This is a genomic window from Corallococcus sp. AB018, assembly GCF_003986945.1.
GTDB classification, from domain to species: Bacteria; Myxococcota; Myxococcia; order Myxococcales; family Myxococcaceae; genus Corallococcus; species Corallococcus exiguus.
The window spans coordinates 16080-31927 of record NZ_RAWR01000118.1; the positions used below are offsets into that span (position 1 = coordinate 16080).

At 64.6% G+C, this 15848-nt stretch carries 7 protein-coding genes and 1 pseudogene; 4 read left to right on the top strand and 4 right to left on the bottom strand.

The genetic code is table 11. The features are described from left to right. Positions 1-22: 22 nt before the first annotated feature. The 3 genes from D7Y11_RS24250 to D7Y11_RS24260 all read right to left on the bottom strand — a co-directional run bounded on the left by D7Y11_RS24250 (position 23) and on the right by D7Y11_RS24260 (position 7056). Positions 23-4213, bottom strand: a complete 4191-nt coding sequence (locus D7Y11_RS24250) for a hypothetical protein (protein WP_126934902.1) — start codon at positions 4211-4213, stop codon at positions 23-25. A 99-nt stretch (positions 4214-4312) separates the two neighbouring features. Further along, positions 4313-5707, bottom strand: a complete 1395-nt coding sequence (locus D7Y11_RS24255) for an undecaprenyl-phosphate glucose phosphotransferase (protein WP_120596788.1) — start codon at positions 5705-5707, stop codon at positions 4313-4315. A gap of 218 nt (positions 5708-5925) precedes the next feature. Continuing rightward, positions 5926-7056, bottom strand: coding sequence for a glycosyltransferase (locus D7Y11_RS24260; protein WP_126934903.1), 1131 nt, complete (start codon positions 7054-7056; stop codon positions 5926-5928). A gap of 92 nt (positions 7057-7148) precedes the next feature. Here D7Y11_RS24260 and D7Y11_RS24265 point away from each other — a divergent pair, with 92 nt between their 5' ends. From D7Y11_RS24265 to D7Y11_RS24275, 3 genes are all read left to right on the top strand, one after another. Continuing rightward, positions 7149-8210: a glycosyltransferase family 1 protein gene (locus tag D7Y11_RS24265; protein ID WP_233607381.1), complete on the top strand. Its 1062-nt coding sequence runs from the start codon at positions 7149-7151 to the stop codon at positions 8208-8210. Between the two features lie 187 nt (positions 8211-8397). Then, the gene (locus D7Y11_RS24270) at positions 8398-10353 is read left to right on the top strand and encodes a hypothetical protein (protein ID WP_126934905.1); all 1956 of its coding nucleotides are present in this window, start codon (positions 8398-8400) and stop codon (positions 10351-10353) included. Positions 10354-10427: 74 nt separating this feature from the next. Next, on the top strand, positions 10428-12698 hold the full coding sequence (locus D7Y11_RS24275) for a patatin-like phospholipase family protein (protein WP_233607380.1): 2271 nt from the start codon (positions 10428-10430) through the stop codon (positions 12696-12698). Positions 12699-12702: 4 nt separating this feature from the next. Here the strand turns inward: D7Y11_RS24275 and D7Y11_RS45360 are convergent. Then, positions 12703-13146, bottom strand: a pseudogene (locus D7Y11_RS45360) (IS5 family transposase). 367 nt (positions 13147-13513) lie between these two features. Here D7Y11_RS45360 and D7Y11_RS24285 point away from each other — a divergent pair. Beyond that, on the top strand, positions 13514-15340 hold the full coding sequence (locus D7Y11_RS24285) for a DEAD/DEAH box helicase (RefSeq protein WP_126934907.1): 1827 nt from the start codon (positions 13514-13516) through the stop codon (positions 15338-15340). Positions 15341-15848: the final 508 nt, after the last annotated feature.

Below are 15848 nucleotides of genomic sequence, written 5' to 3' on the forward strand. Positions count from 1 at the left end.
AAGCTCCGGAGCCCTTCCTGTTTCAGGGGAAGCGATGGAGGCGGGTGCAGATCTCCACGGCCCGGTCCGCGATGCGGCCCAGCTCCTCCAGCATGGCGACCTCCAGGGGCGAGGGGCCGTGCTCGGCGACGAAGAAGGCCACGGGCTGGCCGCGCGCGTGCAGCGGGAAGACGAGCAGGTGGGACTCGGACTCGCCGCACAGCGCGGAGAAGATGGCCTCGTCCTGAGGCACCTGCGGGGCGCTGAAGACGCTGGGGCTGGGGCCGTTCAGGGCGGAGGTGAAGAGGGACGGCGCGTCCAGGTCCACCTTGAGCGCGGTGACCTCCGGACGGTCGCTGCCCGGACCCCAGGCACGGCCCACGCGCGCGAGCCCGAAGCTGTCCCCCAGGAGGAACGCCCGGCGGAAGCGGCCCGCGCTGTAGGCCAGCAGCACCTTGCCGACCATGCCCTGCGAGTCCGACGTGTCGAGCGCGGAGAGGACCTGTTCCGCGGAGACGGCGGGACCGTGCGTCGGCGTGTCGGTGGACGCGCTGGCGGCGGCGAGCAGGGCCTGGGCGGGATCGACCTGCTCGGAGGCCTGCGGCTGCCACGGCTGCTGCATGAACTCCCATGCGGAGGCCAGGGCGACGCCGTCCTCGGGCGCAGCGGGCGCGGCGGCGGGGACGTCCAGGTCCACGACGCGGTCCGCCCAGGTGGTCTCCGGGTTGTGGCCCACGGCGCCCTCCCCTTCCCCGCCACCCTGCCAGCCCACGAACTCCCACGTGGAGGCGAGCTGCATGGGTTCCTCGGTGGAGGTGGGCAGGTCGTCGAGCGCGATGGGCGTCCGGTCGCGGACGGGCGCTGGAGGCGCGGCCACGAGGCGCGGCTTCGGCAGGGCCACGGGCTCTTCAGCGGGCGTCGGCGTGGCGACAGGTTCGGGTGCCATTTCCGCGTGGGAGACGAGGGCGACCTCGAACTCCGGGGGAACTTCGCCTCGATGCTCCTCGGTGGGCGCGGGGCTGGGGGCCTCCGCCGGAGGAGCGGTGCTCACGGAGTCGGACTTCGGTGCGGCGGCGACCTGCCAGGACTCGGCCTCCGAAGACGCGGAGGGCTTCTGCGAGTCTCCCGCCAGGCTGAACTCGAGCGCGTCGGCCTCGGCGTCCTGCGTGGCTGGGGCTGCGGCAATGACAGACGCCTCCGGAACGTTCGCTTCAGGCGAAGGCGTCGTGGAGACGGACGACTCCTCAGGGAGGCTCTCCGGCTTCGGGGATTCGACGGCGACGGCCGCTTCCGGGACGGCCGCGAGCTCCGGCGCCTCCAACAGCCCGCCATCCTTCGGGGCGTCAGGCGTGGTGATGGATTCCTGCGCGGGTGATCCCTTCGCGACAGCCGTGGCTGCGTCAGGCGCGGCGTCCCAGACGGGTTCCGCCTCGGGAATGGGCTGGGGCTCGTGGGGCTCGGCGGCCATCAAGCCTGCGACTTCGAGCACGCCCGTGGCTTCGGGGGCCTGAGGCGCGTGCGGCTCGGCGGACATCACTGCTTCGACTTCGAGCACGCCCGTGGCTTCGGGGGCCTGAGGCGCGTGCGGTTCGGCGGCCATCACCGCTTCGACTTCGAGCACGCCCGTGGATTCGGCGACCGGCGCCTCCTGTGGCTCGGCAGCCATCACCGCTTCGACGTCGAGGACGTCCGAGGCTTCGGCAACCCGCGCCTCGTGTGGCTCGGCAGCCATCACCGCTTCGACTTCGAGGACGTCCGTGGCTTCGGCGGCGTGCGGCTCGGCGGCAATCACGTCCTCGACTTCGAGGACGTCCGAGGCTTCGGTAACCTGGGCCTTCTGAGGCTCGACGGCCATCACCGCTTCGACTTCGAGGACGTCCGAGGCTTCGGCAACCCGCGCCTCGTGTGGCTCGGCGGAAATCACGTCCTCGACGTCGAGGATGTCCGCGGCCTCCGCAGCGGTCGCCGCCGGCAGCTCCGCGGCCACGGCGTCCACGTCTTCGAGGATGTCGTCGGAGAGATCATCCCCGGTCAGGATCGCCGCGGACTCGGACGCCTTCTCGGGAGCGGCCGCGACAGGTGCAACGTCGAGCGGCTCGGGACTCGGACTGACGTCGGCGTCGGCGAGAAGCTCGGCGTCCAGCACCAGCTCGGACAACGACGGACTCGGGGCGAGCGTGGCGATGGCGGCGTCTGCCCTCACAGTCAACGGTGCATCCGCGACGTCCGCAGCCACCTGCTTCGCTGGAGCGGCAACAGTGAATGCATCGCCCCACTCACCTCCGAGGTCCGGCACCGAAACACTGGCTACCGGGACTTCCTCGACGGAGGCCACCGCGGGAGCCACGGCCGCCGTGATGGTTCGAGTCACTCCGGAAGGACGTCGAGCCGCTGGGGGCTGGGCTCCACCGGAAGGCCGCTCCATGACAGGAATTGAGGCACCCGCCACGTCCTGGGGAATCCCTGCCAGCGCAGACCCCGCAACTGGCGAAGCCTGGGCCGTTCGCGCAGCAGCTGGAGCGAGGCCCACGGAGGCGCTCGTTTCCCCAGACAGCCCTTGAGGCGCAATGGCAGGCACACTGCCTTGAGCGGCATTCGCTACCCCAGACAGGCCTTGGATTCCATTCGCCGGACCAGACATCCCGTGAGCTGTCGCGGGCGACAGCACGTTCGTCGCACCCTGGGCCATCGCGGCCGGAGGTACGGCGACAGCACCTGGACGAGGCGGCGGAACGAACGCAGGAGCACCGGGAGGAGGCACGGCGACACCCGGTGCGCCAGCAGCCACCGAAGGCACGACTCCAGAGGGAGGCCCCTGCCGCGGCGGCGCACCCGGAGGAGGCGGCTGGACAGGACGTCCCTGCACGGCATTCGGCGGCATGGCGCCCGGAGGCCCCATCGGACGCGCACCCGGAGGAGTCCCAACACCGGGAACCCCAGGCGCGGTCGGAGGACGCTGCCCCGGAGGAACAGGCCCCGCGCCACCTGGAGTCATCATCACCGGCGCGGGCATGCCCGGAGGCGGCCGAGGCGCCGCTCCCGGCGGCATGCCCGGAACTCCCGGCGGAGGCCCCGCGCGGACCATCCCCGGCGGCATCGGTGCCCCCGGAGGCCCCACGGGTCGCGGCCCCGGCACACCAGGAGCGGCGGGACGCATGCCCGGAGGCGGCGTCTTCGGCACAGCGGGGATCCCCGTCGCGGAAGGCCGAGCCGCCGGAGGCACGGGCCCGCCCCGTCCAATCATCCCGGGAGGCGGCCCCCCCGGCGGAGGCGCCACACGCGGAGGCATTCCCGCGCCTGGCGGAACCGCTCCAGGCACAACGCCCATCGGCGCAGCCCCAGGCGGAGCAACTCCCGGAGCCACCGGCATCCCCGGAGCCGCCGACGGAAGCCCACCCGCCGCACCCTGCCGGGCCACCAAGCCCGGAGGCTGTGCCGCCAATCGCGGCGGCGCGGCCGGAGGACTCCCACCGGGCCGAGCCGCCTCAATGACAGGCGGAGCCCGCACCGGCTCGCCCATCACGATGTCCGGAAGCTCCTCGCCGATGATGGCCGCGTCGGCGATGTCCGCGTCGGCCTCGGAGTCCTCCGAGTCATCACTGAGGAACTGTCCCGGCGCGAGCCCGCCGAACATCCCCGCGACCTCCGGCTCCGCGCGCACGGGCGCGGGCGGAGGCGGCACGGCCGGCGGCGGCACGACCACCGGCGCCGCCATGGACACAGGGGCGACAGGCGCCACCGCCGCCATGGACACCGAACGGCGCGCGGGCAACGGAATGGCCGGCTTCAGCGGGCGCGTCGGCCGGTCGATGTCGTAGCGCTTGCTCAGGTAGTGGAAGAGCCGCAGCTCCGGCACCACGTACGGGACGATGCGCATGCCGGTGATGAACCCGAGCGCATCCGTGGTCTGCAGATCCAACGGGTTGGCCATCGCGACCTTCAGCCGCCGGCCCTCCACCGCGAGCGGGAACGCCTGGTGCTTCTCCGCCTGATCCGCGTTGAGCAGCTTCAGCGTCGCGTCCGTGACGGCGTCGAAGTCCGCCTCCATCGCGACGGGCAACCGGGTCAGCTCGCCCAGCACCATGCCCACCGTCTCGATGTCGAGGAACCCCAGCTCCACGAGCCGGGAGCCCAACCGGCCTCCATGCACGAGCTGAGCGCTCATGCCCTGGTCGAGCTGCGCCTGCGTCAGGAGGCCCTTGCGGACCAGCGTCAATCCCAGCTTGTCGCCCATGTCGGCCCGCAGTCTAAACGGCTTCGCGGTGCCAATGAGAGGGTGCGCACGAATACGACCTGCGCACCCGTCCTGCTCGCCTGCCCGGTGGCGCCCGGGTCAGTACGCGTTCTTCGACAGGAACCCGCCCAGCGCGGTGCGCAGGAGGATCTTCAGGTCCATCAGGAGCGACCAGTTCTCGATGTAGTACAGGTCGTACTCGATGCGCTTCTGGATGGACGTCTGGCCGCGCAGGCCGTTGATCTGCGCCCAGCCGGTGATGCCGGCCTTCACCTTGTGACGCAGGTGGTAGCGCGGAATCTGGCGCTTGAACTCCTCGATGAAGACGGGCCGCTCCGGACGCGGGCCCACGAGGCTCATGTCGCCCCGGAGCACGTTGAAGAACTGGGGCAGCTCATCCAGCGAGTACTTGCGCAGGAACGTGCCCACCGGCGTGCGGCGAGCGTCCACCGCGCTGGCCATGGTGGCGCCCTGGACCTCCGCGTCCACGCGCATGGTGCGGAACTTGAGGATGGCGAAGGTCCGCCCGTCCATGCCCATCCGCTCCTGGCGGTAGAGGATGGGGCCCTTGCTGGTGAGGCGCACCAGCAGGGCGGTGAACACCATCATCGGCGCGCTGACGGCGATGGCCACCAGGGAGAAGAGCACGTCGAACACGCGCTTGGCCACGCGGCTCCAGCCGTCCATGGGGTCGCCCTGGAGGCTGATGATGGGCAGGCCGCCGAACTCCTCCAGGCCGCCGTACAGGGTGATGTACTGGTACAGGTCCGGCACCACCTTGACGTCCACGGTGCGCAGCGCCAGCTGTTCCATCAGCGGCTTCACGCGCGCCTGGTCCTCCAGCGGCACGGCGATGATGACCTGATCCACGGGGTGGGCATCCAGGTAGGACTCCACCTCGCCCACGTGGCCCACCACGCGCACGCCGCCCACCCACTGGCCGACCTTCTCCTCCTTCAGCGACAACACGCCCGTCACGCGGAAGCCCAGCTCGCGGTGGCTCTCCACGGTCTCGATGGTGCGCAGCCCCAGCTCCTCCTCGCCGATGACGAGGATGGACTTGAGGTTGTAGCCGCGCCGGCGCACCTCGCTGAGCAGGTGGCGCATGACCATGCGCGACAGCGCGATGAGCGTGAAGGCGTAGACGACGAAGATGGCCAGCGTGAGGCGCGAGTAGCGCTCGCGGATGAAGTACGTCACCGCCACCAGCACGAGCGTCGCGGTGATGGTGGCCTTGAAGAGCTCGAACAGCTCCCCCATGTGCGAGCGCGCGCGGTTGGTCGCGTACAGCCGGGCCCGCTGGAACGTCATCGGGAAGATGACCAGCACCATCACCAGGGAGACGAACGTCTCACCCGGGGGCGGGACGCCCTCCGTGATGGGGAACACGCCGCTGAAGCGGGTGAAGTACGCGAGCACGAACGCCACCCCGAGCATCCCCGCGTCGGCGGCGACCTTGATGGACGTGTAGAAGCGCTGCAGGCGACCAAACACCGCGGTGACTCCTGACGGGGGACGAGGACCGTCCGTCGGATGCAAGACACGCACCCTGAGCCCCGGGAGCCCTCAAGCGCCCGGGCCCCTCCCCCGGCGCGGCGTCCTATCACGTGTTTTTCCGTGAAACCAAGGGGTTGCACCGGAGGGCAGCGGACACAAGACGTCCCGCCGGGCAGGCAGGCCTCGGGAAACTGGGGACGGCGCGGACAGCGCTGTCACACCGATGGGGAGGACGGGGACATGCCGAGCAGGGCCTCTACCTCCGCCTCGATGGCCTGCTGGAAGCGGGCGCGGCTGAAGCGCTCGGCCTGGGCGCGGGCGTCCTCGGGGCGGAATGACTGCTCCCAGGCGTCGAACTGGCGCACGGCGGCGGCGAGGGACGCGGGGGTCTGCTCCGGGAAGAAGAGGCCCGTCTTCGAGGTGACGGTCTCCAGGGCGCCGCCCTTGCCGAAGGCGATGACGGGGCGGCCGGTGGCCTGGGCCTCCAGGGGGGTGATGCCGAAGTCCTCCTCGGGGGTGAAGAGGAGCGCGCGGGCGTCGCGGTAGAGGGCGGGGAGCGCGCTGTCCGGCACGTTGCCGAGGAACCGGATGTGGGGCGGAAGTGGCCCCGACGTGAGGCGCGAGGCCTCCTGCCCCGTGCCCACGACCCACAGGGGCGTGTCCAGGGTGCGGAAGGCATCCAGGGCGACGTCCAGGCGCTTGTAGGGGGCGAAGGCTCCGAGCCACAGGAAGTAGCCGCCCTGTCCTCCCCCTTCGAGCGGCACCTGGGTGAAGCGTTCGAGCTCCACGGGGGGCGGGACGACGGAGGCGTCGCGGTCCCAGAAGCGGCGGATCTTCCCGGCGATGTGCTGGGAGTTGGCGACGATGCGGTCCACGCGCTGGGTGGAGGTGCGGTCCCAGTGTTGGAGGTAGGGGCGCACGGCGAGGGCGGCGGCGCGCACGGGGAGGCGGGTGCGGCCGGGGCCGAAGTACTCGTCGAACAGGTCCCACATGTACCGCATGGGAGCGTGGACGTAGCTCAGGTGGGGCACGCCGGGAGGCGCGTGGATGCCCTTGGCGACGCAGTGGCTGGAGGACAGGACGAGGTCGTAGTCGCCGGTGATGCGCAGGGCTTCGATGGCGCGGGGGAACAGCGGCAGGAAGTGCCGGTAGCGCGAGTGGATGCCCGGGATGTGCTGGAGGAACGACGTGGTGATGCGCCGGTCCTCGATGCGCGGGGACTGGCTGCCCGGCTGGTGGATGAGGGTGTAGAGGTCCGCGCTGGGGAACAGTTCGCAGAGGGCGTCGAGGACGCGTTCTCCGCCGCGGTGGGTGACGAGCCAGTCGTGGACGAGGGCGACCTTCACGGGAGGGCCTTCTAGCACTGGCGCGGCGGTGCGGGGGGAAGGCGGCGTGTGGTAGGCCAGGGAGCGTGCCTTCTGTCCTGCTCGACTTGAGAATGGTGCGCGGTCAGCTCCACGGCATCGCGAGGTACGCGCTGGAGCTGGCGCGCCGGCTGCCCGCCCTGGCCCCGGACCTGGAGTTCTCCGCGCTGGTGCCGGCGAAGGGCCTGCCGGATGACCTGGGCGACCTGATGCCGACGATTCCGTTGCACAGGTCCAGGGCGGGGTATCTGTCACCGACCGAGCAGCCACTGCTGGCGTACGAGTTGGCGAAGCTGAAGCCGGACCTGTTCCACGCGACGTCGTTCTCGTTGCCGCTGTTCTGGCCGGGGAAGCTGGTGGCGACGTTGCACGACGCGAACCACCTGGCGCTGGCGGACCAGTACACGCCGGTGCAGGCGATTTATTACAAGGCGGTGGTGGGGCCTCGGGCGCGGCTGGCGACCGCGTTGATTACGGTGTCTGACTTCTCCCGGGAGGAGTTGGGGAAGTATCTGAAGATGTCGCCGTACCGGTTCCAGGTGATCCACAACGGCGTGGATTCGAGGTTCCAGCCGCCAACGGTGAGTGAGGCGAAGGCGTTCCGTGAGCGGCATGAGTTGCCGGAGCGGTACATCGCGGTCGTGGGCAACGCGAAGCCGTTCAAGAACCTGGCGATGCTGGGCAAGTTCGCGCCGGAGCTACCGGTGCCGCTGGTGCTGCTCGCGGGCAAAGGGGCGGTGGCGCACGAAGTGGGACTGCACGAGAACGTCATCGACCTGGAGCAACTGCCGGAGTCGGAGATGCCGTTGTTTTACGGAGCGGCCACTGCGCTGCTCTTGCCGTCGAAGTACGAGGGCTTTGGACTGCCCGCACTGGAAGCAATGGCGTCCGGGTGTTCCGTCATCTCGGCGGACACGACTGCATTGCCGGAAGTCGTAGGGGACGCAGCGCTGCGAGTCCCTCCCGACGACGCGAAGTCCTGGCATGAAACAACGCTACGAGTTCTCCGGGACGAGCACCTGCGCCGGAACCTCATGGATTTGGGACGAGAGCGAGCGGCTCGGTTCACCTGGGACCGATGCGCCCAGCAGACCCTCGGTGTCTTCCGACGGACCTTAGCCTCTATACGCCCATAGGCCCATGTCGCAGACTACGCGTACAACGCGCGGTTCTCAGAGAGCATCTATCCATCCAAACACCGGCCCCTCTTGCGCCAGTGTAGCCCTCAAACACACCCCAGGCATGACTATCTCCACGGGGCCATCTAAGGCACAATAGCCGCACTTCAAGCGCAATCCAGCACAGCCACAAGAGGCTTTGACGATGGCACCACTTACACTGAGCGAGTATCTTACATTTTTAGGGTTTCCTGACGGGCGCCATCCGTTTGCCAGTGTCAATGCTCGCGACGAGCGTACTGTACTAGAAGGCTATTTTGTGCCGCCGCCATACTTTGAAACGCTATGGGGAAGCCCAGACGAGCCGAAGAGCGCAATTGTTCTTGCCCCCACCGGCGCGGGAAAAACCGCCCTTGCGGTAATGCTTGACGAGCGGGCTTCCGCCCAAAAACCGCTTGGCGATGGACGTCTCCCTGTTCTCACCGTCCTTTACGACGATTTCGCTCGCCTGGGGCTAAACCAAGCCAAGCGGGATCTTGATGACCATCTCACCGCAATCAACTATCTACTCACCATCCATTTAATCAGCACCGCAGCACAATCGCCAATCCCCCACATGTCCATCTCCAATAGCGACCGCCTACTTATTCGCTATGCTTTCGCGCGATACGTGGGGGGGCGCTCTCCGACTGCTGCATATCAAGACCTTGAGCGACTCAAGACTCCATGGGAGCAGTTTCAGAGCCTTGGACGCAAGGTTGTTGCTGCTACTCCTGTCATTTCACTTGTCGCAACGGTCCTTGAACTTGGAGCCGAGAAACTCAAAGCTGGCCTTGAGTTCTCCAAGTCCATCATAGAACTCCGAAATGAAACCCGAGATCTAACGGCCCCTCCAGAAACAGACTTTATTCGACTGGTCGACAATCTCTGCCAGTACTATCAATCCATCTACATCATTGTAGACAGAGTAGACGAAACACACTGGACACAGCGCGACGCAACATCAACCTACAACCTAGTCCACCCCCTCGTCGCAAACCTAAATCTACTCGACAGACCTGAGCGCCACTATGCGTTCAAGTTCTTTCTTTGGGATGGTATCCGTTCGCTGTATCGAGCCAATGCACGCGAGGATCGCATCTTCGCTCGAGACCTCGAGTGGAAGCACGACCAACTCATTGCAATGCTCAACAGCCGGATCCAGGCATTTTCGGATCGGAAGCTTCAGAGCATCAACGAACTATTCGACCTCGGCGAGGCCTCGCTCGCGGGCCTCACCGCAGCCGAAATCATTGTTTTATTCGCAGGAACATCCCCCCGCGCAATCGTCACTTTCTGCAAATACATTGTCGACGAGCACCTCAATATAACCAATCAGGGCGACGCACGCGCAACCAAGATTGGTGAAGCAGCCATCATTTCAGCCCTCATCAAATACGCCACTGAAGTCGCGAGGCGACTTATCCCTGACGACAAGGCCTACCGCGAAATCACATCGCTCGGAAGAGTGGTTTTCAGTTCCAAGGTTCTCGCGAACGAAATATTCAGAGGCAACAAGCCGGAATCCGTCCAAAGCAAACTTGGCAAATGGAAACAACGCTTCGATGTTTTCCAAACCATCGGCAACGAAGTAAGCGGGAAACGTGGATTCCCAACCGAAATCCACGCATTCACCGACGTATGCGTAGCTTTTCTTGCAGCTAACATTCCCCTCGGAAACTTCCTCGGCAGCAAAGTGCGTCGTTGCGCCTCGTGCGAAGCTGTCATATTGCGGGACTTTGAACACGGCGGAACATTTCGTTGCACATACTGCCCCACTTCGTTTGAGTTGCCAAAGGCAATTCCAGAGGAAGAGCAGAACAGACAAGACACTGTTCGCAAGCTTGCCAAGGGGCTCTCAAGGCAAATCCCTGCGCTCTCCGACATTCGCACGCTTTGCAAGACAGCTTCGCTCAATTTCGGAGACGAAACATTCACAGGCACCCCTTTCCTTATCTGGACGCGCGTTCTTCAATATCTGATTGAAAACGACGAATCCGGCCTGCGAAGCCTATTGGAAGTTTTGGATGACAGCCTTCCGCCTGACTCAGAAATCCGACAGAATGCTCTCGTTGACCTCTATTCCTCGCTCGAAAACAACAAGCCTCTTGCCAATAACTAGACCGCACCTAAAACCTTAAGAAGCGAATCGTCGTCAGTCCGAAGATCTGGCAACTCAGCTCCCCCTTGTTCCTGATGGTTCGCCTGCTTGCCTGCGTACTGTTCCTGATTGCTTCGAACACGAGCGCCCAGCCACTCATTGCGTCCCAGACCGCGTCCTCCAAAGCCGTGTCGCTCACGGTGAGTGGCGGCGTGTCCCTGGGAACGTATGAGGCCGGGTTCCTTTACTACTCGGGGACGTCCTCCCAGGGGGAACACGCCGTGGATCTGCGGCTCGTGACAGGCGCGTCCGCGGGAAGCCTCAATGCATTGCTGGCGATCATGGCGACCTGCGGCGTGGATGCGTCCACCCCGGGCAAGTCGCTGTTCTGGGACATCTGGGTTCCCATCGGATTCAACGACCTCTTCATCCCGACATCGACGACGCCGCTCGGTGTCTTCTCACGGGAGGCGCTGGAACGGCGCGCATCCCATATCGAACAGGCCTGGAACCGAGGCCTGGACCGCTCATGCGACGTGGTGCTCGGAGTTTCAACGACGCGCCTTTCACCTCGTGCCCTTCAGGCCGCGAACGGACGGCTCGATCTACCTCGGCTCGAAGAGAAATTCGCCATCCGCATCCAGGGACGCGGGCCTGGACGCCCTCCTCGCGCGACCAACTACACCACGCGAGAAGGCCGACGCCTGGAGCTGCTGCTTGAGACGGACGAGCACGCGGAGATCCCCTTCGCGAACCTGCGCGAATTGCTGCTCGCGTCCATGTCGTTCCCCATCGCGTTCCCGCCCCAACCCCTGCGGACCTGCGCGCCGAACGCCGCCACGAAGCCTGGGGTCTGTCTGCCTTCGGAGGCGAGGCGCGAACTCTTCATCGATGGCGGCGTCTTCGACAACACGCCCCTGCGTCTGGCCGTGGGGCTCGCCCGTGATGGCCTTCGCGAAACCGCGGACGGCAAGCTGGAGTGGCGTCCGGTGCCACAGCCCGATGTGCGCACGACGCCTCCCGGTATCGCGTTCGCTTTTATCGACCCGGACGCGACGGAGTACCCCGTCGCGCCTCCCACCCAGGCCAGCGCTGGACCTGTCTCGCTGCCTGGAACACTCGCGGAGATCCTGGCGGCCTTCGTGGACACGGCGCGGTCCAAGGAACTGGCCATGCTGCTGGAGGAAGAGCCGGAGATCGCCAAGCGACTCACGTTGCCCCGTCGGCACTTCCCTGCTGCCGGTGCCCCCCTCTTCGCGTTCCTGGGCTTCTTTGAAAGAAGCTTCCGTGTCTTCGATTTCTACCTGGGCATGTATGACGCCCGGCGGATGATAGATGACGCGTTCCGGGAAGGGCGCACCCAAGCGGAACAGCCTCGCGCAGCGGCGATGGATGGTGTTGGCGGATGGCAGCCCTTCGCATGCATGAGCGCTGTCTACGACTCATCACCGAGCGCGGAGCAGGCGTGTCAGGGCGAAGCACTGGAAGACTTCCGTGCGCTGTTGCAGATGTCCTTGGACCAGCTCTACGACGCATGCAGCAAGTCCGCAGGTACCGTTCCCCCGGGCACCTGGCGCAACGCGCACTGTGACCGCGCCATCGCGGGCCAGCCACCGCCCCATGTCCCGGGCCTCCAGCCCAACACGTGGCCGGCCTGGAAGCAGCGCAAGGACGAATCGGAGTTGGCGTATTCGATGCGGCTGCTGGGCGCCTACGGCTTCGGGTTCCGGGACCTTGGCGTCCCGAAGGGGCAAGGAGACCAGGCCGTCCTGCGAATCCGCCATGCGCTGGGTGACGCGGCCATCCGGCTCGCGGCGGTGCAGCCCGCCGCCGACAAGCCCACGGTCCGCTTCGCCAGCAAGCTCGCGGTGGACAGCATCAGCTACGAGCCCCAGCGGCTGTCCCTGCACATCACGATGGGGCCCACGGAGAGCGAGCTGGGCTTGAGCGTCGGGGCCTCCGAGATGCCGCTGTCGTCCGGGCTCAGGTTCGCGGGTGCAATCGGGTTCCGGGGACTCGAGGACGTTCTCTCTTCTGGGAGTAGCAGCGACCCTTTTGGCGTGGTCCTCGCGGGAGGACTGGAGTTCCAGCCCCGCGCCGAGCAGACCTTCCTCTCCCAGAGCCGCCTTGCGCTTCGTGCCGGATGGCTGTTCAGCGCGAACGACGGCTACGGGACGAACGTCTGCCGGGATGGAGGCGCCAGCCACGTGACCGCGTGCTCACGGCCGGTGGTCCATGCGCTCGTGGGCATCACCTTCCTGGAGTTCCTCCGGGCTCAGGTGGTCGGTGAGTGGCTTCCGGGCAGCGACTCGCGGAAGACCCTCTGGTCCGTAGCCCCGGGCATAGGTCTGGAGATTGGGCTCTAAGAGCCTATTTCGGCAGGAGTGAGTGGAACCAAGTGATGATGCCCAGCGCGAAGTGCAGCATCGCGACGTAGGTGTCCTCTCGCTTCTCCCAGCGCACGAGCAGACGTCGGAAGCGGTTGAGCCAGGAGTGGGTTCGCTCGACGACCCATCGCAGCGAAGGGCGTCGACGCCGTGCTTGCTTGGGACGGAGCTGGGAGCGCCGTCTCGGCACCCGGAGCGTGAAGCCCTATTCCTGGGCCAGTTCGCGGACGGGCCTGAAGGCATACCCCAGGTCGACGCACAGCGTCTGACGACGGCTCCGACTCGGCAGGGGCCTTCGGAGTGGAATCGATTCAAGCGTGGAGCGCGCCAACTTGAAGTCGTTCGTGTTGACGCCAGCGACCACGAGGCCAAGGGGGACGCCGCGTGAGTCTGTCAGCAGGCTTCTCTTGATGACATAGTCACCCAGGGCGCGCCGTCACTCGGCACGCCTCATCACGCCTGCCATCGGGCGTAAATACGGGTAGGATTCTCGGTCGAGCCCATTCAGATAATTTGGCATTACACCTGTGCAGAGTCCGTTCACCTGACCAAGGCAGTGTCAACTCAGACATGGGTCAAAGCAACCCCCTCCCGCGTCGTCATTCACTCAACCAAGCACAAAGATTCGCAACGACATCTGGGTCAAGCACGGTGGGCATACGTGCGATGATGGAGCATCCCTCTCTAGTGTTACTATGGACGTGTTGACGCGTTCGAAGAGTCCATGATTGCCTGGAAACGTGTCGAACGGAGGAGGAAACTCCGACAGGCCAAGACACCAAACCAGGAAACCTATGACAAATCCATTTCAAGACAGACAGCCATCAATTGAAGACAATAAATACATTCGCGACCCACAGCGCGAAGCCTTCCAAAGCCTGATCGAATTCGCAAGCGAAGCTCAGGATGGCAATCGCGAGGTGGGGATCATTCTCCCCGTCGGGTGCGGAAAATCTGGGTGCATCGCACTTGCGCCATTTGCATTTTGTGCCCGCCGCGCTCTAGTTGTGGCTCCAGGCTTGGCAATTGCGCGGCAACTAGAAAAGGGGTTTGACCCCGCAAATGACGAAATGTTTTATCGGAAGTGCAAAATACTAGATGGCGCCCCATACCCAGAACCCGTCTACATTCGAGGAGATGAGGTAAATCTTGCAGATCTCGATGAGGCCCATGTCGTCATCACAAACATCCAGCAACTACAGGGTGGCGGAGATAACCGGTGGCTGAAAAATCTGCCTTCGGATTTCTTCGACCTGATCCTCTTTGACGAAGGCCACCATAGCGTTGCCGAGAGCTGGACAACACTCAAGGCCAAGTTTCCACACGCCAACATCGTCAATTTCAGCGCAACGCCGCAGCGAGCCGACGGCCAAATCATGGCCGGTCGAGTCATCTATTCCTACTCAATTTTTCGAGCAATCCAGGCTGGCTACGTAAAGAGACTCAAGGCCGTCCAACTTAATCCTCGCACTTTGCGTTATGTTCGCCGAGAGGACGGCAGGGAAGTCGACGTTAGTCTCGATGAGGTTCGACGCCTCGGCGAGGACGACGCAGGCTTCCGCCGCAGCATTGTCACCTCGCATGAAACCCTGGGCACAATCGTCGACGCATCCATCCAGGAACTAAACCGGCTTCGGAAGGACACGGGGGAAACTCGGCTCAAGATAATCGCTTCCGCCCTGAACTACGAACATTGCGCACAGGTTGTAGCCGCATACCGAGCGCGCGGATACAAAGCTGACTATGTTCATTCCACTGAAGGAGGCGCGGCCAACGACCGCGTCATGGACAAACTTGCAAGGCACCAAATCGACGTCATAGTGCAAGTGCGCAAACTGGGCGAGGGGTTTGACCACCCATTCCTGGCAGTGGCCGCAGTACTCAGTGTCTTTAGCAATCTCTCGCCATTTGTCCAGTTTGTTGGACGTGTAATGCGCGTAATCAAGCAGAACACTCCTGGCGACCCCGTCAACCACGGCGTTGTCGTCTTTCACGCAGGCGCCAACATTGCTCGTCAGTGGGAAGACTTTCGTAGTTTTACCGAGGCAGACCAAAGCTACTTTGATCAGTTGCTTCCGACCGAAGACTTTGATCCGGCGGATTCACGAGATCAAAAAGAATTCAATCCGGCAGCGGATGAAGACGAAACCGGCCATCCAGCTGACGTCGAGATTCGTGCTCAACTGGACGTCTCTCTCGAGGAGATTCCACTACTGAAGAACAACGCGGCCACTGCGGCGCTTCAAGTTCTTAAGGCAGAGGGATTCACCGCTGAGCAAATTGTCGACGCCTTACGTGCATTGGAGGCAACCCCAACCACCAAGGTGCGTGTGCGACAGGCGAAACGCTCACAACTTGACGCACGAGTCATGACCACTGCGGCAAGAGTATTGATCGAGCGGAAGGTGAATTCCCAAGGCCGAGAACTTGACAAGCTACACCTAAACAAAACAAACCTCATCATCATGAAGTCTGCCATTGACAAGAGAATCAATGCCGCAGTCGGCAGAGGCGCTGGGCAGCGCGGAGAGTTGTCTCGATCCGATCTAGAACGGGTCGAGAGCCAATTCGAAGAGTTGGTAGCAGCTGCAATCAGTGAGGTGTTTGATGGGCCGTCTTAAATCCCTTGTCATCAGAACAAACATTGACTTCGCGCAAAGGGCACATAACTGCCAAGCAAACTCCAAACATCGGATCGAGCGCGGCGACGCAAGACTGAAGGTCAGCAATGGGCGAAGCTGGGACCACTACTGCGAGAAATGTGCAAAGGACATAATCTCGCGAGATCTTCAGAAGCTGACGGCTCTTCAGAAAATGACACCTGGCGCTGACGATCTACCGGTAGAGGATGGCCCAGCAGGGTAATGTCACTGCCTTGGTATTCGCCAGGAGCCTTCTTGGGCCAGGAAGTGTCCGCACGCCAGAGGCGGATAGAGGCGATGAGGACCATCACCAAGTAATTGGCGGCGCGCTTCTCGTAGCGCGTCGCCACCCGCCGGTTCGTAACCGTCCGGCCAACGACGTGCCGTGAGGGATTGCCGGGGTAGCGGCGCGCGGCGGACGCTGCCGGGCATGGCGAAGCAGGTGGAGAAGCCGGAGTGGGCGCGCGTCGCGGAAGCGTTCGAGGCG